Genomic DNA, 21,058 nt, shown 5'->3' with positions numbered 1-21,058 from the left:
AGAAGTTCGCGTCAACCACCACGTCGACGCTCGCGCACGCGCGGGGCTCACGATGCACGACATCTTCGAACCGAGACCATGATCGAGAATCGCTCGAAACGCCTGCATAGAAACCGGATTGGCCTCGCCGTTGCTGTCGCCTTCGCCACCGCGGCGCCCGGCGCGCACGCCCAGGTGCGCGCGACAGCGCCCGTGAACAGCGGCAGCGGCCAGTTGCTTCAGCAAGTTCCGCAGCCGTCGGTGCAGCCGCCTGCCTCGAATCTCGACCTGACGATCCAGCCGCCTGCCAGCGCCCCCGCGGACAGCACGAAGCGCTTCCCGGTGCGCTCGATCGAGATCACCGGCAACACGGAACTGCCCGCCGAGCTGCTGCGCGCGGTGGTGGCGCCGAGCGAAGGCAAGGACCTGACGCTCGCGGACCTCAACGCATTGGCCGACCGCATCAGCGACGTCTATCACGAGCACGGCTATCCGCTTGCCACTGCCTACGTGCCCGCGCAGACCATCGACAGCGGCGTGGTGCGCATCGACGTGGCGGAAGCGCGCTATGGCGCGGTATCGATGACGAATCGCAGCAGCGTGTCGTCGCGCGTGCTCGACAACACCCTCGGCGCGTTGCAGAGCGGCCAGCCCGTCAGCGAGTTCGAACTGGAGCGCACCTTGCTGCTACTCCAGGACATTCCCGGCGCGGTGGTGAGTTCGACGATGCGGCCTGGAGAGGCGGTGGGCACGTCCGATCTGCTCGTGGACGTGACGCCGCAGCAGCGCGTGAGCGCCGACGCGGGCGTGGACAATTTCGGCGACCCGTATAGCGGACGCGTGCGCGGCAGCGGCAATCTGAACATCAATGGACTGTTCAATCAGGGCGATCTGCTGGATTTCAGCGCGCTGACCTCGGGACATGGCATGACGTATGGCCGCATGGATTATCGCTATCTGCTGAACGGTCAGGGCACGACGCTCGGCGCGACGATCTCGGGCCTCGACTATCACCTCGGCAACGATCTATCGGATCTGGAGGCGCACGGGTCCGCGTTCGTGGGCGGTGTCGTGCTCGCCCAGCCGATCATCCGCAATACGCGTGGCAATCTGTACGGCCAGGTCGAATACGATTTCCGGCGGCTGAACGACAACATCGACGTGATCGGCCTGCAAAACGATCGCCACACCAACAGCCTCACGACCACGCTCGCCGGCGACGAACTCGACGCGACGGGCGTGATCAACGCGCGCATCGCGATGACGTATGGCGTACTCGCGGCGAACAATCTGCAAACCGATATCGTCGACCAGCTCGGCGCTGATACGGCGGGGCACTACGTCAAGCTTTCCGTCTCGGTGTCGCGGCTGCAACAGCTCGCGCGTCACGATGCGCTCTATCTGGGAATTTCCGGTCAGACGGCCAGCAAGAATCTTGATACATCAGAGCAGTTTTATCTGGGCGGCCCGGACAGCGTGCGCGGCTACGATGTGGGCGTGCTGTCGGGCTCGCGGGGCTATCTCGCGACGTTCGAATACCGCCACGACGCCACGTTTCAGCAGATTCCTGGCGTCTGGCAGTTTTCGGCTTTCGTCGACACGGGCTGGGTGCAGCAGTACAAGAACGTGTTCGTGTCCGGTCCAAACACCGGCCAGTTGAGCAGCGCGGGATTCGGCGTGCAATGGAACGGGCCGTACAAGCTGCTGGTGACGGCGAGCGTCGCGTTTCCATTCGGACGCACGCCCGAAATACTGAGCGCCAACGCCAGCACGGCGGTCCACTGCTGGCTACAGATGCGTAAATCGTTCTAGTGCGACGATACGGTGAACGTTGCACAGTCATTCGCTTGAGAGCGATTGCTGAAGGCTGATCAGGTTGACAGGGGCAACGCGAATCAAACCACCTCGAGGGCTGTCGATATCTGCTATCAGGCCAAGTGAAAGCGATACGGTAAACGGCAGCACGAATAACAGAACGCGTCGCCCACTCGAGGCACGCACACCGTAACCCTGCATCAGGTTACTGAAGAACGCTATCAGAATCATCAGGGCCCACGCAGAAAGCGGAATGCGGTTGCTCCATGCCGCCTGAGTGTATCCCTGCGTGTTGAGCACGTCGTTCATTCCAGCGACCGCAAGTGCTGTTACAGGGTTCGGCTCAGCCAGAGCTCGCTCGCTGGCCTCATTCCAGAGCTGGTCCTGAATTTTTATGGTTTTGCGGTTGATTGAATCCAGCTCCGAGCGATCGCGTGTCCTGTAGCAATCAATGCGTAGCTGCAGATATTGCTTCAAGAGTATTCTGGTTGCAGCAGCAGAGGTGGGTCCAAGCAAATCTGCACGCACATACTCGGTACCAATCGCATTTGCTTCTTCTTCTTCAAAATTTTTGCGCTGATCATAGCGACTCACTGCCATCGAAAGTGTAAAGCCGATCAAAAGTGCGAGAAGGGTAAGTGTGGCGCCCTGCACGACATTAAAATTCTCGCGCGCGTCCTCCGATAGCGGTGAAAGTCTATGCAGTACGATCGCGCCAAGTGAGGCGGCGATCGAAAACAGCACGATCAGGATAAGGAACAGAACAGCAGGATGGTAAATGATCTGGGGCATGTAAATATCCAGTTGGCATGTGCACTCGATTCGTTCTAAGTAAATGCTTCAAGCGAGACTGCTGCGACTGAAGATGAACGTTATCTATCAAAATCACCAGTCAGCCAATTTCACACTTTGCGTCCCGAGTCGGATAGGCACGAATTCAATCATTCACACACCCGAAAAGCAGGCGCCTTACAATTTTGATATAAAACATGAGGTGAGTGCTGATCAGGTGCTCACGTGGCTGCCAGGGAGGCAAGTCAGAACCGTGCGTCAATAAAAAATTGAGTCCAGCAATGTACGCACGTTCAAATAGTGGAGAAACCCGTGAACGCATCTGCTGGCACGTTCGTACACGTCATTGATGACGACGCCTCCATCCGGACGGCCCTCTGTAGAGTGCTCAGTCATTCGGGTTTTGAAGTCAGGGAATACGCGTCGGCGGGTGAGTTTCTCGTGAGCGATCCCCGCGATTGGACCGGATGCCTGTTACTCGATATGGTACTTGGTGGCCCTGGCGGTCTTGAGCTGCAACAGGCTTTGTCCCGTCAGAACATGCCCGTTCCAATCATCTTCATGAGCGCGTATCGCGACATACCATTGACTGTCAAAGCCATGAAGGCCGGTGCAGTAGATTTTTTGGTCAAGCCGGTCGAACGGGAGACGCTGCTCGCGGCGCTTGAGACGGCGCTGGGACAAGTCGGACAAAGAACGTCGTCTGCGCACGATCCGGTTAAAGCGTTAGGCGAACGGGAACGGTATGTATTACGTGGCATCGCGTCTGGACAGCGCAACAAGCAGATCGCCGCGCAGCTTGGAGTTTCCGAGCGAACAATAAAAAGCTGCCGGGCAGAACTCATGCGAAAGTTCGGTGTGGAGTCCATACCGGCGCTACTGCGGTGTGCTGACAGATCGAACGTGATTGCGTAGGAACTTCCTTGTTCTAATGCGTATTGAATACACACGCGCGGCGGCGGTGACAGGTGCCAGGTGCGTGCTCGCCCGCGTGTTTCTGATAAACAGCGATGGGCGCGCGAATACAATTGGGAATGCCATGCGCGAGCGGAAAACTATAATCTCGTTCCTGAGCGCGATCATTTTTCTCTTTCTTGCCGGATCAAATCCGGCATTTCCAGTTTCGCTCCAGGACGACCCGCCCCGCGTGGTTATCCTGACCGGTGCCGACCCGAGCCAGCCGGCGGTGCTGGTCCAGATAAAGACGCTCAGGGACACGCTCGGTTTGGCCACGCCCAAAGCGGCCGAGGTATACCTCGAATCACTTGACGGGTTCCGGTTTGGCTCAGAGGATCTCACGCCAGAGTTCCTCGCACTCGTAAAAAAGAAGTACTCCGGGCAACGTGTTGATCTCGTGATCGTCGTGGGCAATCATGCCGCCGACTTCGCACTGAGGTATCACACGCAGATATGGCCCGGTGCCCCAGTATTACTTTCAAGCGTTCCGGAAGAGTGGTTTTACCGAAATCCTCTGCCAGATCACTTCGCCCGCGTTCCTTTCCGGATAGAGATAGCGAAGACACTCGCGCTTGCAGAACGTCTGCAACCCCAGGCCAGCCGACTCGTGGTGATAGGTGGCACGACGGATAGCGATTACTCGTTCATTGATCAGGTGATCAAGGCGGCCACGAAGCGCCGCAGCCAATGGACGACCGTTGAGGACTGGCAGGGAATGAGTTTAAGTGAGATTAAACTGCGGCTCTCGCGGCTAGACGATCGGGTTGCAGTTATCTATACGACCATGTACAGGGACCGTGATGGCCATCGCTATTTTCCGTATCAGATTGTGCCCGGCCTTGTTGCAGCGTCGCGCGCCCCAATCTACGCATGGTATTCAACGTATCTCGAAGGAGGAGTAACGGCCGGAGCAATGTACGACTTCGAGGAAAACGCACGTATGACCGCTGACGCTGCGCTGGCGATCATGAGAAACGGAGGTCGGGTCGACGGTCTCAAATTCAACCCTCTGCCCGCGCGGTGCATCGCAAACGTCACCCAGATGGAGCGTTATGGCCTTTCTATCGCAGCGCTACCCGCAGATTGCGAGTTGATCGACCGGCCACCTTCGATATTCCGGGAGCACCGCGACATCGTGTTGACTGCAATCACGCTCCTGGTGGTGCAACTGGTCACGATCGTAGCGTTGCTGGCGCAACGTCGCAGCCGCAGACTTGCCGAAGCTGAAGCCGTCACGCGGCGTGGCGAACTCGCGCGGGCAGCAAGATTTGCCACGGTCGGTGAACTAAGCGCCTCGATTGCCCACGAAGTCGGGCAGCCGCTGGGCGCGATCCTAAGTAACGCCGATGCCGCCGAATTGCTTGTAAGCACGCAACATTTCGATGCGTCTGAGCTTGCAGAAATCCTTTCCGACGTGAAGCGGGACGCGTTGCGGGCCAATGATGTTGTGCAGCGATTGCGCAGCTTGCTGCAGAAGCAGGAAATTGCTTTTCGGCAGCTTTCACTCGATTCGACTCTCTCCTACACGCTGACGCTGATCGCTCCGGAAGCCAGGCGACGAGATATCACTCTGGAGACTGGCCTCGATGCCCCAGACGCAGAAGTCCTGGGGGATCCCGTACAAATCCAGCAGGTTGTACTCAATCTCGCACTCAACGGGATGGACGCCATGCATGATATTGAAGTGGAAAACCGCGTGCTAACGCTCGCATCGCGACAACTGGAAGATGGCGTCGAATTCAGCGTAACGGATCGGGGAACCGGAATCGATTCCGCCGTCGCGAATCGCCTCTTTGAGCCATTCTATACAACCAAGCCGCACGGAATGGGGCTGGGCTTGTCCATTGTTCGCTCGATTGTGGAAGCGCATCGCGGGCGGGTACACGTGGCTTCGGGAAATGGCATGAGCACTTCGTTTGTCGTGTGGCTACCTCGCCGAGCCTCACGGCACGCGTGATGAGCCTGGCTGCGGCGCAGGTAGTGGCCCAAAGAACATCCGCTTTAGCGTAGTCTTTCCGATGGCCCGCGCGAGCTCCGCAATCACGCAGTAGTTGACTATCAGCGTCACAAGCAGTATCTGCACTGCCCAGAATCGTGGCCAGCTGATGTGCGTGATCAGCTCGTGGTTTGCCGCTGCGAAGTTGCCAGCTTCTTTCCAGAAGTCGTAGAGCCGCTCCAGGTAGTGAATGATCAGCGCAACAATTGCATACATGAGCGTTTTCCACGCGACGTTCCAGACGAGCGGCTTATCGGGAAAGCGGTTAATGAAGGGCAGCATGTCGGCAAGCAGCACAGATTTCCCAAGAATCAGCGACGCAATCAACACAGACACCGTAGTCTCTGGTGAGATGCCGCTCTCCCTGACCATGAGCGCACGGATCAACGCGACGATGTGAAGAATGACGAAGAAGAAGATCGTCGGCGGCAGAACTTTAATGAACTCTTCCTTGATCTTTTCCAGAATTGCGCTCATGGTGCCCTCCAGTCCGCAATCAGTACGGCGCATTAACCACAACGTACTGTGAACCTTGAGGCTGATACCAGGTGCTTCCGCATTGCTGGTAGATCATGCCCCGGTAGTTGACGGGTGCACAGTTAGGGGGCACTGAGCGCACGATCGAGCCAACGACCGCGGAAGTCACGCCAACCGCTGCAGTCACCGCGGCTGCAGTTGCGACAGGATGGTAATCGTCATCCCAACCGCCGTGATGATTGTCGTTGTGCACGTCGACATTGACGTTCCGGTTCACGTTGACATTGCGGTTGACGTTGTTCACGCTCGTATTGCGCACGTTGCGCGTGCGGTCGTCGGCTCGCGCGCTGTTGACCTGACGCCCGCCGCCACCTGATGGACGCTCCCTCGCTCCATGGCCACCGCCACCGCCCCGGCCGACTGCCTCGGCGGGCGGTAAATGCGCGATGGAGAAACCGACGATCAGGATGGCGGGCAGCAAGCGGGCGCACTGGCGCTGGAAAAGGATCTTCATGGGCCTACCCCTTGTTCGTAGCATTTGTTGCGACGGGGACAAACTCGATCTTCTTCGCGCCTGACGGTGGTTTGAAGGTAAATATCGCATCCTTGAAATCGGGACGGGTCGTCCAGTTAATGATGGAAACAGATTGCGGACGTGCGTCGTCGTCGCGGCGCGTGATCACGAGCTTACGCGGCAAAGGGTGGGCGCCTGCGGTGATCCAGATCTGCCAGTCGAGATCGTTCTGACGGAATGCGTAGTGATCGCAGAGATCATTCTCGACGTAGTCCTCGCCGGCATACATCGCGGATTCGAACTGATCCACCGGCGCTGATGGCGTGCCCCAGACAAACAGATCAGCAAGCGGGAACTCCACGCCATAGTGATCATGCAGACGGTCAATCAACGCGCCGACCGTGCCGTCGAAGGCCACCGTTGAGTAGTAGCGCTGGGCGGGCGTATAAAGTGTGACCGACTTGCCGTCGTAGACGATCTCGCGATTGCTGCGCGCGCTCGTCATGATGGCGCGAATGCGATTGGGGCGGTCTACGTCGAGATCGGCGCTCGCGGAATGCTGGAGCTTCTGACCGTCTTCAAGTACGCGCTCGCCGGTCAGTTCGGTCGATACACTAAAGCGCTTGAGCGACTGGAGATATGTGCCCATTTTTTTCAGCGCATCGACAGCCGCGGGATTGACCGCTTGCACGGCGCTGCCGCTTGCTGCCTGGGGCGGGGAGGGGGGGGCTGCAGTCTGCGCGTGGAGCGCAGGAGCCGAGAGCGTTGCAGTCATGATCGCAATGCATAAAGCCCTTCTCTTCATCGTATTCTCCTGGTGCACGAGCGAGGGGATGAAAATGCACGTTCATCTTCGAACTGCTATTTCACGAATGCGCGGCTCAGTTGTAGTGCGTAATGTAGTAGCCAGCGCGCCGAAAGGAAAGGCATTTGCCCGAATTTGCCCGAAAGGGAAACGTGATTGCCCCTAGTACCTATGGATGTATCAGCGCTTCCAGGCAACACTGCATGAATACCGAATCGTAAGGTACCGTCCCACAGACCGTAAATGCGAGCGTCAGTGATGTGTGGGAAGTAAATCTGGTAAGACGACAGGACGTAGCCTCAAGGCATCAGTGATTGGGCAGTAGTTTCATCACGCTGAGCTAACGCATCCCGGGTGCAAGATGGATGGAAACGGCGAGTTGATCGTGATTATCGAGGACGACGCGGGATTGCGACGCGCGATCGAGCGACTCTTGAGTCTGTCTGGATTCGACACGCATTCGTTTACTAGCGCCGAAGATCCGGGGGCATCCACGTGGGCATCGTCTGCTCGTTGCCTGATCGTCGATATCCAGTTGCCTGGCGCTTCGGGACTGGCGTTTTATGAAGCACTGCCGCAAATACGTCCACCTGCCATATTCGTCACGGCTTTTGATGGACCGGCGAACCGGCAGGCAGTTGCGAGGGCGGGTGGGCATATCTTGCTGGCGAAACCATTTCTCGGGCGGGATTTGCTCGATGCCGTGCGTGACGCACTTTAGTTTGTGCGGTTGTGCGTGTAGATAGCGCATTCACACACGCAAAGCCGCGTCCTGGCGCGGTCGTGATTGCCACAACCGCGATGGCGTAATGAGAGTGGCTCGCGCAACCTGTGGTCAGATGCGGAAATCCGCGGCCATGTCCTCATCGCTGCGTGCTTCCAGTTTTCCGGACCGGCAGGCGCGAATGAAAACGTCGTAATCCTTATTGTTCTGTTCTGCGTAGGAGAAAGCGTATTCGGTTAGCGCATCGGAAAAGCGCTCACCGCTGCCAAGATACGCTGCAATCTCGACCGCCTTGCCGCCCGCTTTCGCATGGGCGCGGGCCAGAGCCCAGCCGCAAATGCGCGCGTAGCCCTGTAGCAGGGTGTTACTCATGCGCTCGACTTCTGCCGAGACCTTCATGTCCCGCAATTGCCGGAAGTAGAATTCGCGGCCCGCGGGCCCGGTAGTCCATCCCAGAAACGCGTCGCTCGCGGCTTGCAGCAAACGCTGCCCGGCCACCACACGCTGCCCCTGGTGCGGAATCGGGTCGGAACGAAAGTAGCGGGCGATTACCGACTCACGCGCCTCCTTGACCTGCAGGAACAGCGGCGCGCCATGTCCGTCCACGAACAGCATCACGAGGCAGAACGTCCCCACACTGCCCACTCCAACGACCTTGAACGCGACGTCCTGAAGCTGGAATTGGCCGATCAGTGCCTGGCGGTCAGCGGGGAGTGTGCGCAGGTATTCGTCGAACGCTGCGGCCAGTTTGCCCTCCCAGGCTTTGGTGTCTGTCCATGCTTCTTCCTTGCCCAGCAGGGTATTGGGGCCGCCCGGATGGAACAGCGCGGGAGGCGCGTCCTGCAACAACCAGCGACCGTTCTCCTGGACCGCCATTTTGGAGAGCATGCTTTCGTTGGTGCGGGTGGCTGCTTTTTCCCGCGTCTTGAGTAACAGGCGTCGGCCCTCGTCGGTGGCAGCCGTGTCGATCATGCGCTCAAATGTAACGATGTCGTGCCAAAGCTCAAGCGTGCTGCGCTCAGCATACTCGTGCATGCGGTCGCGATATTCATGGGCAACAGTCGCCACAAAGTCCGCGATCGGCCCGCGGCTAACGCCCATATGCTGACCTGCAATCACGAAGCTGGCCGCGAGACGTTTGACGTCCCATTCCCAAGGGCCGGGTGCGACTTCGTCGAAATCGTTGAGATCGAAAATCAGTTGCCGCTCAGGGGTGGCGAAGCCGCCGAAGTTCGAAAGATGCGCGTCGCCGCAAATCGGGAATGCAATGCCGGTATTCACAGTCGCACTCAGGTCATGCGCCTGAATGATGGCACTGCCGCGATAAAACGTGAATGGCGAGACGCCCATGCGGCCATATCGAAGCGGGACGAGCGCGCTGACCCGGCCGGCGCTATTTTGCTTTAGCAGGTCGACGGGGTCACGATCCGTGTCGCCAATTTCAGCATGCTGCGAGCGGCGCGCGCGTTCGCGAGCGGCACGTCCGATCTCCTGGCGCCGGGCCAGAGTTTCGATTTCTGCCATGGTTTGCTCCACTATGTCATCCGGTACGTCGATCCGCGTTGCATCGGGGGGGAGGGGGAGCCGGTGAAGGTCACTCAGGCGTCCGGACTACGCCCATCATTGCTTGCGTTGCAATTGCCATTGGCCTCCCCCTGAGCGGCAATACCGCGGATGCAGATTCATCGATTGCCCTTTCGCATCCAGTTCGACCGCGACGAACCGGCAGGTGGCATTGCCGGACTTCGCGGTGTCGCCAGGTGTCAGGGTGGCGGCGATCGGCACGCCATTGCCTGTGCCCGCATTGGTCCAGTGCAGCGCCTCGCCGTCGCCTTTTGTGTTCAGTGCGACCACCGCGGCCTTCTTGATGGAATCAATGTCCGGCTGCTTCATGTAGCTCATTGGTGTGTCGTTCAGAAAATTTAGATTCGCGGGCCATGCCGGGTGAACCCCGAGAACGAGCGCGCCGCCCATTGCCACGTGCAGCATCTCGCGCGGAATCCAGATGATACGGGTGCGTAAATTCATCTCTGTCTTCCTTGGGCGCGAGCTTTATCGGTAGAGTGTCGTCCAGAGCGCGCGCAGAATCGATAGGTAGTTGGGGCAATTCGATTGCCCTTTGGGGCAATTCGGGGCAAGCACCTTTAAATCCTCATCACCGGTTGTTACCCTACGCAGCTGGATGGTGCCACGGCGGTCAGACTCGCCGCGCCCGCGGAACGTCAGGGCACCATCGGCGACGCGCCACCCGACCCAAGGATGAGCATGCAAAGGCTATCCGGCGATATCTTTCGGAAACGACCCGTCCGGATAGCCCCAGTGCTTGCCGGGGTTGTGCTGGTCGCGCTGGCGCAGTGCATCATGACGAGCGGGGCGCGGGCGCAAAGTACACCTGTATGGACCGGGCCTGACGTTCAGAAACGTGCAAACGGGGTGCTCGCGCTTCTGTCTTTTACCGTCACGCCGGATCTCTCCGCGAGCTCACTCGGTATCCGCAACGGCGCGACGGGTGATCCATCCCTGAACATGACGCAGGTGGGCGGCGGCTTCACCCTGAGCCCAAGCTTTCCGCTCTATCTGGAGGGCGCAATCGGCGGATCTCGCTACGATCCCACATTCGTCGTCTCGGACGGACAGGAGCAGCGCGCGCTGCCGACCCGCTGGACCAACGTTGCGGCGACAGGGGGCATCGGCTGGGACTTCCCTCTCAACGAAAAGAAGGATCTGGTGATCCGGCCGATCTTTAACTTTTCGCTAGGTGAAGTCCTGAGTGACGCTAGCGCCGCTCAGTTCCTGCTCAATCGTAAGACCGACAGCAATATCGACTTCATTCGCAACGGATCGATGAGCGCTTACGGGTTGGGTGGCTCTCTGATGATTGGCTGGTACCCTCGTCAGGAACCCTATGAATTCGATCTCGAGCTACGCTACACGGATATCTATCTGCAGAGCTTCGGTTCGTCCAGCGCGGTGCGTGGATCGGCCAACGCAGAGTCGACTAACCTCTATGCGCGCTGGCGTGCCCCGACCGGCTTGCTGGTCTTCCATCGACCGCTGCGTTACGTGCTTGAACTTTCGCACTCGACCTACCTGGGCAGTCAGGCTGACATCCTTGGTTTCAATCAATTGACGTCGCTGGGTGCCGGGGTCGAAATTGATACCGGAGCGATCACCAAACTGTTCTCGCGTTTGCGCATCGTGGCACGCTATGCCTTTGGCAAGGACATTACGGGCGCATCCCTTGGCCTGGCGCTGAGCTTCTAGTTCGGAGAGACTCCGCTTGCAATGCCACGCGTCAGTTTTCTGTGATTCCTACCTTTTCGACGCGACTTCGGGAGAAAAGCGATGCGCACGCCAGGTTTGCAGGATGTTTTTCGGGCTGCGCTGATCGTCCTCTCAATGACAGGGATGCCGGCAGCGTGGAGCCAGACAGCCCCACCGTCGTCCAGCGTGAGCGAAGCGACGCCGGCAGTGGCAGCATTCCCAAGCGATTCAGCGGCAGGCAGTCAACACTCTGCACAAGGGACGCTGCGCGTCGCGATTGCGCCTGTCGCGCCGTTTGTCATTCCGCAAACCGCGACGCCCGAAGGTTTCAGCATCGATATCTGGGATGAAATCGCACGCCGCATGCATGTCGATTTCGTGTGGCGGCCAGTGGCCACCCAACCTGAACTGCTTGCCTCGGTCCAGCGCGGCGACGCCGAAGTCGCCATCGCGGCCATCACCATGACGCCCACGCGCGAAAAGAGCGTCGACTTTTCGCTGCCTTATTTCGACTCGGGGCTGCAGATCATGGTGCGGGCGCAGAACGACAATTCCGTCATGGCGCTGCTCCAATCCGTGCCGTGGCTGGCGATCGCGCAGCTTGTGGCGATCACGGTTGGCATCGTATTCATTCTCGCCAATCTGGTGTGGCTGATGGAGCGCAAGCGCGACGCCAATTTCCAGAAGCCGTACTGGCGTTCGATCGGCGAGGGAATCTGGGTGACCATGTTGATCATCGCCACGGGCGAGCACGGCGAACGTGAAACACCCGGTATTTTCAAGCGCATTCTGGTGCCTGCGATGTGGTTGATTGGCGTGGTGCTGATTGCGCAACTCACGGCAACGGTCACGTCCTCGCAGACGGTGGCTCGTTTGCAATCGACCATACGCGGGCCGGACGATCTCCCCGGCAGGAAGATCGCCACCGTGCCAGGGACAATTGCCGCGCAATACCTGACGCAACGCGGCCTGTCTTTCTCGCGCGTGACCAATGCGAACGACGGCTTTCGTATGCTCATGGACGGCGACGTCCAGGCCATCGTCTACGACGCACCGACCTTGCAATACTGGGCCGCACGGCGCGGCAATGGCGCGCTCACCGTCGTGGGGCCCGTATTCAGGCCAGAAAAATACGGCATCGCCGTCCCAAACGGCAGCCCGCTGCGCAAGTCCATCAATGAAACCTTGCTCGCCATGTACGAGGACGGCACCTACGAACAGATTTACGGAAAGTGGTTTTCGCAGGCTAAATGAGCGCCGAGCGTGGTTGCCTGAATTGCCCGAAAGGGCAATCCGTTTTGCCCCAAATACCTATGGTGACATGAAGCAGGTCAGAAGATACTCGTTCGCAATGGTCACCCAGGATAGAACACCTGCGAAATGGGCAACGGATATTCCCGTGACGACATGTCTGGACGAAATGCGCAACCCTATCGGTTGATCGCGGGGGCGTGCCTGCTGCTTGCTGCCGCGCTTGCGTTCATCACATATCTACGCACGAGTTGGGCCGAGCTGCGATGGATCGCGCCGCTCGCGGCAACATCGCTGAATGTCCTGCTTGTGGCAACAAGTTGTTCGCGCAACTGTATTGCCTACGCTCGCCGGACTAATACGCGAGTGCCACGAGATTTTCCTTCCGGGAAATGGAAGCTGCTCAAGCGAGCAGGGTGGCAGCCGATGGCGGGACGGGTGCAGGCACGGTTGCGCGCCATCCGCTGGTGGCCATGGTGCGTGCTGGCAGTCTCGCTCGTATCGTTGCTCCTGTGTGCGGCGACATTTTTCGTCTTCGACCGACATCCTGCTGCTGCGGGCGCTCAGGTCCGAAATGTCATGGCGATTGGATGCATCGGTGCACTCGCCCTGGCCTTCGTCACACTGGTGCTCGAGCGTTTAATTGCTGCGCGGGTGCCGGTACAGCACGCCGATACCGTGCTCGCCGGGGCATTGCGCATTGCGCTCGTCGTTGCGCTGGGTTGTGCGGCCAGCGCCGGGCTGTACCTGTGGCGCGGTGTCGATAGCCGCTGGCTGGCGATGGCGATAGTGCCGCTGCCCGCGCTCGTCGCCGGTGAATACGCCTTGCGCGCCACGCTCACCTGGTTCACGCCACCGCGTGCGTCAGCGTCGCCGCTCACGCTGGTGGACAGCACCGTCGTGCACTGGCTCGTGCGCCCGCCAAGGTCGCCAGCCGAACTGGGCGAATCGCTGCGCAGCCGCTTCGGTATCGACCTGCGGCAAAGCTGGGTCGTCCATAGCACGCTGCGCATGTTGCCAGCCGCGTTTGTCGCGCTCGTGACGACGGGATGGCTGCTGAGCGGCGTCACGATACTGCAACCGGAGCAGCGCGCTGTCTACGAGCGCTTCGGCGCGGCGCACGCCGTGTGGCAACCGGGCCTGCACATTGGGCTGCCCTGGCCGTTCGGACTCGCGCGCGTCATCGACAACGGCGCGGTTCATCAGATCGTGGTGTCGGATATCGCCGATGCTGCCGGGAGCGCAAGCGTCGCCGCACCGCTGATTCCAGCCGACGCGCGCTCGCCCGAACAGCTCGACCGGCTTTGGGACGTGGCCCATCCCTGGGAAACCAGTCAGGTGATCGCGGGTGCGAATGCGCAGCAGCAGAATTTCGAAATCGTCAGCGCCGATGTGCGACTGGATTACCGCATCGGGGCGAGCGACGCCGATGCGCGCGCCGCGCTCTATCGCGCGGCGAATATCGCCGACGTCACGCGCGCGATCGCCAATCGCGAGATCGTGCGTTACCTGGCCTCGCACACGCTCGACGCGCTGGTCGAAGCGCGCCAGACCGTGATTGCCGATGCGATCCGCCACGCGACGCAGCAGCAGCTCGACCGGCTCGGCAGCGGCATCGAAGTGACGGCGGTGGTGATTGAGAGCGTGCATCCCCCGGCGGGCGCCTCGGCGGCCTGGCATGGCGTGCAGGCCGCGCAGATCCGCACGGCGGCGAGCGTCGCCGAAGCCCATGGCCTGGCCGCCACGCTCGTGGGAACCGCGCACGAACAGGCACAGGCAAGCGTCGCCGAAGCCAATGCAAGCGCTGCAGAAACGCTTTCTGCGGCCCGCATGCAGCAGACCACCTTCAGCGCGGATATCGCGGCCCAGCAGGCGGGCGGCCCCGCGTTCGCCTTCGAGTACTACCTGCGCAATCTGCAGCAGGGATTGCAGAACGCCAACCTGACGGTGATCGACGACCGCCTCGTGAGCGACAAGCGCGCGACGATCGACCTGCGCTCGTTCAATACGGGCGATGCCGCCGGGGCGAAGAAACTGTTTTGAGTGGCTGTATCCAGCGACTGTATTCCGCGACTGTACCGAGCCTGAGGAGCAGACCTTGAGCGGTTCACAACTTCACATTCATCACGGCCACGCGGGACATGCAGGGCACGCGCATCATCATCACGGCGAGCCTCACGACGGCCATGCAAGCGGCGGCGGATGGGGCTTGGGGTGGCGTGTGGCATTGGCGATCCTGTGCGTGCTGATTGCCGTGGCGACCGCGAGCGTGGTGCAGGTTCATGAAGGGGAAGCCGCTGTCGTCACGCGTTTTGGCGAACCGGTGCGCGTCGAGCTCGAGCCGGGACTGGCATGGCGGCTGCCCGCGCCGATCGAAACCGCCGTGCCGGTCGATCTGCGCCTGCACACGACGTCAAGCGGACTGCAGGACGTGGGCACGCGCGACGGCCTGCGCATCCTGGTGCAGGCCTACGTGGCGTGGCGCGTGCCCGATAACAGCGCCGATGTCGGCCACTTCGTGCGCGCCGTGCGCAACGAACCCAACGAGGCGGCGCGCCAGATCCGCTCGCTGCTCGGCTCGGCGCTGCAAACCATCACCTCGGGCTTCGATCTTTCCACGCTCGTCAATACCAATGCGAGCGACGTGAAACTCGAGCAGTACGAGGACGAACTGCGCCGCCAGATCGACTCGCAGCTTTACGCGACCTACGGCGTGCACGCGGTCCAGGTCGGACTGGAACGCCTGACGCTGCCCGCCGCAACGCTGTCAGCCACCGTCGAGCGCATGCGCGCCGAACGCGAGACGGTAGCGGCGCAACGCACCGCGCAAGGCAAGCTCGAAGCGGCCCAGGTGCGCTCCGATGCCGACCGCGACGCACGCGTCGCCGTGGCCGATGCCAACGCGCAGGCCGCCGGTATCGAAGCCCAGTCGCGTCGCGATGCCGCCGCCATCTACGGCAAGAGCTACGCGGGCAATCCGCAGCTTTATACGATGCTGCGCTCGCTCGACACGCTGTCGACTGTCGTGAACGGCAACACCAACCTGATCGTGCGCACGGACGCCGCGCCGTTCCGTGTGCTCGTGCAAGGGCCGGCGGGACTCGAATCTGTTACGGCATCGCATGATGCTCGCGCCGCCGCGAGCGCGCGCCGTCAGCCATGAGCACGGCCGCTACGTTACCTTCGCGCACGTCGCCGGGCATCCAGGCGGTGCGCGGAGCGTTCTGGTTCATCGCCGCGTTGACCGTGTTCGCCGCGCTGGCGTGGATGTTCTCGAATGTGCAGCGCGTGCCACCCGACAGTCAGGCTGTCGTGATGCGCTTCGGCAAGTTCGTGCGCGTGCAGGGTGCGGGTCTGCTAATCGCATGGCCGCGTCCGTTCGAAACGGTCGCGCTGCTGCCCGGTCCCGCACGCGTGCTTGAGCAGCGCATTGCCTCGCTGGATCGCGACCCGCGCGCCCATGCACTCGATCCCGCACCCAACGCGCCCCCCACCGATACGAACTTGCCCTTCAACGACATGTCCTCCTGGGGCTTTCATCCGGATGCCGCAATGGGCACCAACGGCTCACGGCTGTCCGATGCGCTCGCGGGCTCCGGCTACGTGTTGACCGGCGACGATGCAGTGGTGCAGCTCGGCGCGCGGCTCTATTACCGCGTGAGTTCGCCGTACGACTACGTGTTGCAGCAGGCGCTGCTCGCTCCGGCAATCGAACGCCTGACGGCTTCCGCGGTCGCTGAGGTCGGCGCGGCGCGCGATCTCGACACCATCCTCGTCGCGCGGCCCGAACTGCTGGCCTCGGACGTGCAGATGGCCGCGCGCCGCGAGCGCCTGCGCGACGATATCGCGGGCGCGATCGAGCGTCGTCTGCACGCACTGGAAGCGCAGCATGCGGGGCTGGGCATCGAGGTTTCGCGTATCGACGTGCAGGCGAGCGTGCCCGCCGCGGCGGTCGATGCGTTCAACTCGGTGCTCAGTTCCTTGCAGAGCGCCGAGCGCACGGTCGCCGACGCGCGCACTGCCGCGGAAACCACGCGCCAGGACGCCCAGCAGCACGCCGACCAGATCCTGCAAAGCGCGCAGGCGAGCGCGACAGAACGCGTGACGCGGGCCCAGACAGAAACGCAGACGATCCTGCAACTCGAAGCGCCGCTCGGCGCAAACAGCGACCTGGGGCTGCTGGCGCGCGCGTATCGCGACCGCATCCAGCAGATTCTTTCGAAGGCGGGCCACGTCACGACGATCGATCCTTACGACACGTCGAGCCTCGTACTGCCAGGGAAGGCGCCATGAATGCCCATGTGGAACCGCTAGCGCGTATCGATGCCGCAACGCAAGGGCACGGGCATGAGCACGGCCATGACCAGGCGGCCGAAGCAGGGGGAGCGGACTTCGAAGCGCTTCCCGGCGTCGCGCTGGCGCCCGAAGAGCGTGCTGCGATCTCCCGGCGCATCGTTCTCGCGCTTGCGGCGGCGGGTCTGCTGTTGCTCTCGCTGGGCTGCCGCTATTTCACGGCTCAGGGCGCGCAGGTAGCCGACGTGCTCGCGGGACTGGCATCACTGCTGGTCGCGGGGCCGGTCTTCGCCGGTGCGTGGCACAGCCTCAGGCATCCGAGCCTGCATGGCGTGACAGACCGGCTCATCGCGCTCGCCATGCTCGCGGCATGGGCGACGGGCGACATGGCCACGGCCGCGCTGCTGCCCGTCGTGATGACGTTCGGGCACGCGCTCGAAGAGCGCAGCGTGCTCGGATCGCAGGAGGCCATCCGTGCATTGACGAAGCTGGCCGCCACGCGTGCGATGCGCGTGCGGCCCGATGGCGGCGTCGAAGACGTGCCCATCGAAGCACTTGCGCGCGGCGACCTGCTGGAAGTCGCGCCCGGCGCGCGCATTCCCACCGATGGCATCGTGAGAGGCGGCCGCTCAGCCGTCGACAACAGTCCGATTACCGGCGAGTCGCTGCCGCTCGAAGTAGCGGCGGGCGATGCGCTCTACGGCGGCGCGATGAATATCGAAGGCGCGCTGCGCGTGGAAGTGACCGAAGTCGGCGAGCATTCGACGCTCGGCAAGATCGTCGAGTTGCTGGCCCACGCCGAACGCGCCAAGCCGCCCATCACGGAAGCGCTCGAACGCTACATGGGCGGTTACCTGGCGCTGGTGCTGCTGGGCGCGGCGCTCGTGTGGTTCGTTTCGGAGAACGCCTCCGCGATGCTGGCCGTCATCGTCGCGGCGTGTCCGTGCGCGCTCGTGCTCGCAGCACCGGCCACAGCCATTGCAGGCATCGCAGTGGGCGCGCGCCACGGACTCTTACTGCGCAATGCGGCGTTCCTCGACCGCGTGGCCGATCTCGATTCGCTCGTCATCGACAAGACTGGCACGCTCACGCACGGCGAACTGCGCGTGGTCGACGTGGCGCTGCAGCCGGGCGTCGATGCGGCAGGCGCGCTCACACTCGCTGCACGCCTGGCGCGCGGCAGCGCGCATCCCGTGAGCCGCGCGCTGCTTGCTTACGCGCGGGAGCGCGGCCACGCGCCGGTCGCGAACGATGCCAACGACGCGATCCGCGAGTGGCGCGGGCTGGGCGTGACGACGCAAACACCCGAAGGTCTGGCGGTGCTCGGCCGCGATGCGCTATTGCGCAAACACGTGCCCGATTTCGCGCTGCCCGAATTGCGCTACGCAGGCTCCGTGGCGGGCCTCGCGCTCGATGGCCGGCTGCTCGCCTGGTTCGTGTTCGCGGACGCGCTGCGTCCCGAAGCGTCCGACGCCATGGCGGAGTTGCGCGAACTCGGCGTCGTGCACCAGACGCTGTTGTCCGGCGACCGCGAGGCCGTCGCGCAGGCGGTTGCAGCGCAAGTCGGCATCGAGCACGTGATCGCCGACGCGCTGCCGCAAGACAAGCTCGAATTCGTGAAGCAGCAACTTGCACTGGGCCGACATCCGCTGGTGGTGGGCGACGGCGTCAACGACGTGCTGGCGATCAAGGCCGGGGCGACGAGCATCGCGATCGGCGGGCGCGGCGTGGATATCGCGGTGGCCGCCGCCGACGTTGTCCTGCTGGGCGACGACCTGCGCCGCATCCCCGCCTGCATCAAGCTCGGCCGCCGCTGCCGTCGCACGGCGGCGCTCAACGCGATGATCGGCGTGGCGTGGACGGGGGCGGTGATTGCCGTGGCCGCGCTCGGGCTGGTGTCCGCGGTATGGATCGCCGTGCTGCACAACATCGGCACATTTATCGTTCTGGCTAATGCCGGGCGTCTCCTGAGAATCGCCGAGCCAGGGCAGGAGCACACGGTTTCCTCCAGTGGCCGCACGGAGGAAAGTGCTCAGCATCCGCCGCAAGGCGCGCCGGACAAGGAGCCGAGGCCACGCAGCGCCTGAGATTCGGTTGGGAAATGGATCAAACGACGACGTTCAACACCCGATGTCATCACGTGAGGTTGCCCATGAAAGCCCGCTTTCTCCTGCCACTCGTGGCGCTTGCAGTGAGCTTCGGCGCGACGCTTGCCGCCGAAACCAACAAGGACGCGACGCCCGCGACCCAGCAGGCAAACGCCGACTTGCTGAAAACCCTGCCGATGAGCGATCGTCAGGACTACGAAGACGCGAAGCGCGGCTTTATCGCCACGTTGCCGAATATCGACGTCAAGACACCCGACGGCAAGACGGTCTGGACTCTCGACGGCTACCAGTTCCTGCAGGCCCAGAACGCACCGCCCTCGATCAACCCGAGCCTGTGGCGCAACGCCCAGCTCAACATGAACAACGGCCTGTTCAAGGTCGTGGACGGCATTTACCAGATTCGCGGCTTCGACCTGTCCGATATGACGATCGTCGAGACCAACAACGGCATCATCGTGATCGACCCGCTGATCTCCACCGAAGTGGCGAAGGCCGGTCTCGATCTCTACTACCAGCATCGGCCGAAAAAACCGGTGGTCGCGGTCATCTACACCCATAGCCACGTCGACCATTACGGCGGCGTGAAGGGCGTGGTCAACGAAGCCGACGTCAAATCCGGCAAGGTGAAGATCTACGCACCGGATGGCTTCCTGGAAGAGGCGGTGAGCGAAAACGTCTTCGCCGGCAACGCCATGAGTCGTCGCGCGATCTACATGTATGGCTCGCTGCTGCCGCGCAGCGACAAGGGGCAGATTGACGGCGGCCTGGGCAAGACCACGTCCAACGGCACGGTTACGTTGATTCCGCCGACCGACATCATCAAGAAGACGGGGGAAAAGCGCACCATCGACGGACTCGACGTCGTGTTCCAGATGGCGCCTGGCACCGAAGCGCCCGCGGAAATGCTGTTCTATTTCCCGAAATATCACGCGCTGTGCGCGGCGGAAGACGCCACGCATACGCTGCACAATCTCTACACGCTGCGTGGCGCGCAGGTGCGCGACGCGAACAAATGGTGGCAGGCGCTCGATACGACGATCGACATGTTCGGCCCACAGGTGCAGGTGGTGTTTGCCTCCCACCACTGGCCGATGTGGGAGAACGACCGCATCAACGATTACCTGTCGAAGCAGCGTGACACCTACAAATACGTGCATGACCAGTCGCTGCGTCTGCTGAACATGGGTTACACGATGGACGAAATCGGCGACATGGTGAAGCTGCCGCCGAGCCTCGACAAGGAGTGGTACAACCACGGCTATTACGGCACGGTCGTGCACGATGCCAAGGCCGTCTATCAGCGCTATATGGGCTGGTATAGCGGCAACCCGGCCGATCTGCACCCGCTGCCGCCGGTGGACACCGCGAAGCGCACGATGGAGTTCATGGGCGGTGTGCCGGCGGTGACGAAAAAGGCGCGGGACGCTTATGCAAAGGGCGATTATCGCTGGGTGGCGCAGGTCATGAACCTGGCGGTCTATGCCGAGCCTGACAATCAGGAAGCGAAAAATCTGGAAGCCGACGCCCTTGAACAATTGGGCTACCAGTCCGAAGCCGGCCCGTGGCGCGACGTCTACCTGATGGGCGCGTATGAGTTGCGCAACGGCATCCCGAAGGTGCCGGCAGTGCAGACTGCGAGCCCCGACACGATCCGCGCGATGTCGCCTGAAATGGCGTTGGAGTTCCTCTCCATGCATATCGACGGGGACAAGGCGGACGGCAAGACGATTTCAGTGAATTGGGTCTTCCCCGACATCCACAAGCAGTACGCGGTGCGGCTGGAGAATTCGGTGCTGGTGTACAGCGAAGGCAAGCAGATCCAGAACGCCGACGTGACGCTGTCGCTGCCGAAGTCGAGCCTCGACAACATCATGCTGCATCAAACGAATCTCGATAAGGAAGTGCAGGCAGGGCGCGCGAAGGTGGACGGCGATCGCGGCAAGATCACCGAACTCCTGTCGCTGACCGACAGCTTCAATCCGCTGTTCCCGATCGTGACGCCGCGCCCGAATCCGTAATCATCACGTCGAGTAACACGACGGCCTCGCGTTCAACGTGAACGCGAGGCCGTCCTGTCGATCTG

Annotated in this window: 17 protein-coding genes; 11 read left to right on the top strand and 6 right to left on the bottom strand. The window is 61.7% G+C overall.

All coding sequences use genetic code 11. From position 1 onward, the window contains the following. The first annotated feature begins 78 nt into the window (after positions 1-78). Complete coding sequence (locus U4Y88_RS35770; protein WP_321789645.1) at positions 79-1,791, top strand: ShlB/FhaC/HecB family hemolysin secretion/activation protein; 1,713 nt, start codon at positions 79-81, stop codon at positions 1,789-1,791. A 27-nt stretch (positions 1,792-1,818) separates the two neighbouring features. Here U4Y88_RS35770 and U4Y88_RS35765 read toward each other — a convergent pair whose 3' ends face one another. Further along, the gene (locus U4Y88_RS35765; RefSeq protein ID WP_321789643.1) at positions 1,819-2,586 is read right to left on the bottom strand and encodes a hypothetical protein; all 768 of its coding nucleotides are present in this window, start codon (positions 2,584-2,586) and stop codon (positions 1,819-1,821) included. A gap of 312 nt (positions 2,587-2,898) precedes the next feature. Here U4Y88_RS35765 and U4Y88_RS35760 point away from each other — a divergent pair, with 312 nt between their 5' ends. Together U4Y88_RS35760 and U4Y88_RS35755 are read left to right on the top strand one after the other, a co-directional pair. Further along, entirely contained in the window at positions 2,899-3,501 is a 603-nt protein-coding gene (locus U4Y88_RS35760) for a response regulator transcription factor (protein ID WP_321789641.1), read from the top strand. A gap of 64 nt (positions 3,502-3,565) precedes the next feature. Beyond that, positions 3,566-5,500 carry an ATP-binding protein gene (locus U4Y88_RS35755; protein ID WP_321789640.1) on the top strand — a complete coding sequence of 645 codons (1,935 nt, stop codon included), beginning with the start codon at positions 3,566-3,568 and terminating at the stop codon, positions 5,498-5,500. Here the strand turns inward: U4Y88_RS35755 and U4Y88_RS35750 are convergent. From U4Y88_RS35750 to U4Y88_RS35740, 3 genes are read right to left on the bottom strand one after another with little or no spacing between them, the layout of a single operon-like run. Beyond that, positions 5,486-6,016: a hypothetical protein gene (locus U4Y88_RS35750; protein ID WP_321789638.1), complete on the bottom strand. Its 531-nt coding sequence runs from the start codon at positions 6,014-6,016 to the stop codon at positions 5,486-5,488. The genes U4Y88_RS35755 and U4Y88_RS35750 overlap by 15 nt on opposite strands. A gap of 19 nt (positions 6,017-6,035) precedes the next feature. Further along, complete coding sequence (locus U4Y88_RS35745; RefSeq protein WP_321789636.1) at positions 6,036-6,530, bottom strand: hypothetical protein; 495 nt, start codon at positions 6,528-6,530, stop codon at positions 6,036-6,038. A 4-nt stretch (positions 6,531-6,534) separates the two neighbouring features. Then, positions 6,535-7,305, bottom strand: coding sequence for a DUF2092 domain-containing protein (locus U4Y88_RS35740; protein ID WP_321789634.1), 771 nt, complete (start codon positions 7,303-7,305; stop codon positions 6,535-6,537). Positions 7,306-7,720: 415 nt separating this feature from the next. Here U4Y88_RS35740 and U4Y88_RS35735 point away from each other — a divergent pair, with 415 nt between their 5' ends. After that, positions 7,721-8,056, top strand: a complete 336-nt coding sequence (locus U4Y88_RS35735; RefSeq protein ID WP_321789651.1) for a response regulator — start codon at positions 7,721-7,723, stop codon at positions 8,054-8,056. A gap of 114 nt (positions 8,057-8,170) precedes the next feature. Here the strand turns inward: U4Y88_RS35735 and U4Y88_RS35730 are convergent, their stop codons facing one another. Then, positions 8,171-9,583: a DUF2252 domain-containing protein gene (locus U4Y88_RS35730; RefSeq protein ID WP_321789632.1), complete on the bottom strand. Its 1,413-nt coding sequence runs from the start codon at positions 9,581-9,583 to the stop codon at positions 8,171-8,173. Between the two features lie 96 nt (positions 9,584-9,679). Further along, positions 9,680-10,087: an RT0821/Lpp0805 family surface protein gene (locus U4Y88_RS35725; protein WP_321789630.1), complete on the bottom strand. Its 408-nt coding sequence runs from the start codon at positions 10,085-10,087 to the stop codon at positions 9,680-9,682. A 333-nt stretch (positions 10,088-10,420) separates the two neighbouring features. Here U4Y88_RS35725 and U4Y88_RS35720 point away from each other — a divergent pair, with 333 nt between their 5' ends. The 7 genes from U4Y88_RS35720 (at position 10,421) to U4Y88_RS35690 (ending at position 20,993) form a co-directional block, all read left to right on the top strand. Continuing rightward, positions 10,421-11,323 (top strand): hypothetical protein, encoded by a 903-nt coding sequence (locus U4Y88_RS35720; protein ID WP_415774547.1) that lies wholly within the window; start codon positions 10,421-10,423, stop codon positions 11,321-11,323. Between the two features lie 81 nt (positions 11,324-11,404). Continuing rightward, positions 11,405-12,577, top strand: coding sequence for a transporter substrate-binding domain-containing protein (locus U4Y88_RS35715; RefSeq protein ID WP_321789626.1), 1,173 nt, complete (start codon positions 11,405-11,407; stop codon positions 12,575-12,577). 126 nt (positions 12,578-12,703) lie between these two features. Beyond that, positions 12,704-14,617 (top strand): protease modulator HflK, encoded by a 1,914-nt coding sequence (locus tag U4Y88_RS35710; RefSeq protein WP_321789624.1) that lies wholly within the window; start codon positions 12,704-12,706, stop codon positions 14,615-14,617. A gap of 55 nt (positions 14,618-14,672) precedes the next feature. Next, positions 14,673-15,737 carry a protease modulator HflC gene (locus U4Y88_RS35705; RefSeq protein WP_321789622.1) on the top strand — a complete coding sequence of 355 codons (1,065 nt, stop codon included), beginning with the start codon at positions 14,673-14,675 and terminating at the stop codon, positions 15,735-15,737. Next, positions 15,734-16,867: an SPFH domain-containing protein gene (locus tag U4Y88_RS35700; protein ID WP_321789620.1), complete on the top strand. Its 1,134-nt coding sequence runs from the start codon at positions 15,734-15,736 to the stop codon at positions 16,865-16,867. Before U4Y88_RS35705 ends, U4Y88_RS35700 begins: the two co-directional genes overlap by 4 nt. Beyond that, positions 16,864-18,954 (top strand): cation-translocating P-type ATPase, encoded by a 2,091-nt coding sequence (locus U4Y88_RS35695; RefSeq protein ID WP_321789617.1) that lies wholly within the window; start codon positions 16,864-16,866, stop codon positions 18,952-18,954. Before U4Y88_RS35700 ends, U4Y88_RS35695 begins: the two co-directional genes overlap by 4 nt. A 65-nt stretch (positions 18,955-19,019) precedes the next feature. Then, positions 19,020-20,993, top strand: coding sequence for an alkyl/aryl-sulfatase (locus tag U4Y88_RS35690; RefSeq protein ID WP_321789615.1), 1,974 nt, complete (start codon positions 19,020-19,022; stop codon positions 20,991-20,993). The last annotated feature ends 65 nt before the right edge of the window (positions 20,994-21,058 follow it).

It is taken from the genome of Paraburkholderia sp. J94, from assembly GCF_905220285.1.
Taxonomy (GTDB): domain Bacteria; phylum Pseudomonadota; class Gammaproteobacteria; order Burkholderiales; family Burkholderiaceae; genus Paraburkholderia; species Paraburkholderia tropica_A.
The sequence above is the reverse complement of the archived record's forward strand: the minus strand, read 5'-3'. Positions and strand labels throughout refer to the sequence as shown.

Excerpts from the sequence above, each read along its gene's own strand:
- U4Y88_RS35770 (WP_321789645.1), top strand. The coding sequence starts at position 79 with ATGATCGAGAATCGCTCGAAACGCCTGCATAGAAACCGGATTGGCCTC.
- U4Y88_RS35765 (WP_321789643.1), bottom strand. The coding sequence starts at position 2,586 with ATGCCCCAGATCATTTACCATCCTGCTGTTCTGTTCCTTATCCTGATC.
- U4Y88_RS35750 (WP_321789638.1), bottom strand. The coding sequence starts at position 6,016 with ATGAGCGCAATTCTGGAAAAGATCAAGGAAGAGTTCATTAAAGTTCTG.
- U4Y88_RS35745 (WP_321789636.1), bottom strand. The coding sequence starts at position 6,530 with ATGAAGATCCTTTTCCAGCGCCAGTGCGCCCGCTTGCTGCCCGCCATC.
- U4Y88_RS35740 (WP_321789634.1), bottom strand. The coding sequence starts at position 7,305 with ATGACTGCAACGCTCTCGGCTCCTGCGCTCCACGCGCAGACTGCAGCC.
- U4Y88_RS35730 (WP_321789632.1), bottom strand. The coding sequence starts at position 9,583 with ATGGCAGAAATCGAAACTCTGGCCCGGCGCCAGGAGATCGGACGTGCC.
- U4Y88_RS35725 (WP_321789630.1), bottom strand. The coding sequence starts at position 10,087 with ATGAATTTACGCACCCGTATCATCTGGATTCCGCGCGAGATGCTGCAC.
- U4Y88_RS35720 (WP_415774547.1), top strand. The coding sequence starts at position 10,421 with ATGACGAGCGGGGCGCGGGCGCAAAGTACACCTGTATGGACCGGGCCT.
- U4Y88_RS35715 (WP_321789626.1), top strand. The coding sequence starts at position 11,405 with ATGCGCACGCCAGGTTTGCAGGATGTTTTTCGGGCTGCGCTGATCGTC.
- U4Y88_RS35710 (WP_321789624.1), top strand. The coding sequence starts at position 12,704 with ATGGGCAACGGATATTCCCGTGACGACATGTCTGGACGAAATGCGCAA.
- U4Y88_RS35700 (WP_321789620.1), top strand. The coding sequence starts at position 15,734 with ATGAGCACGGCCGCTACGTTACCTTCGCGCACGTCGCCGGGCATCCAG.
- U4Y88_RS35695 (WP_321789617.1), top strand. The coding sequence starts at position 16,864 with ATGAATGCCCATGTGGAACCGCTAGCGCGTATCGATGCCGCAACGCAA.
- U4Y88_RS35690 (WP_321789615.1), top strand. The coding sequence starts at position 19,020 with ATGAAAGCCCGCTTTCTCCTGCCACTCGTGGCGCTTGCAGTGAGCTTC.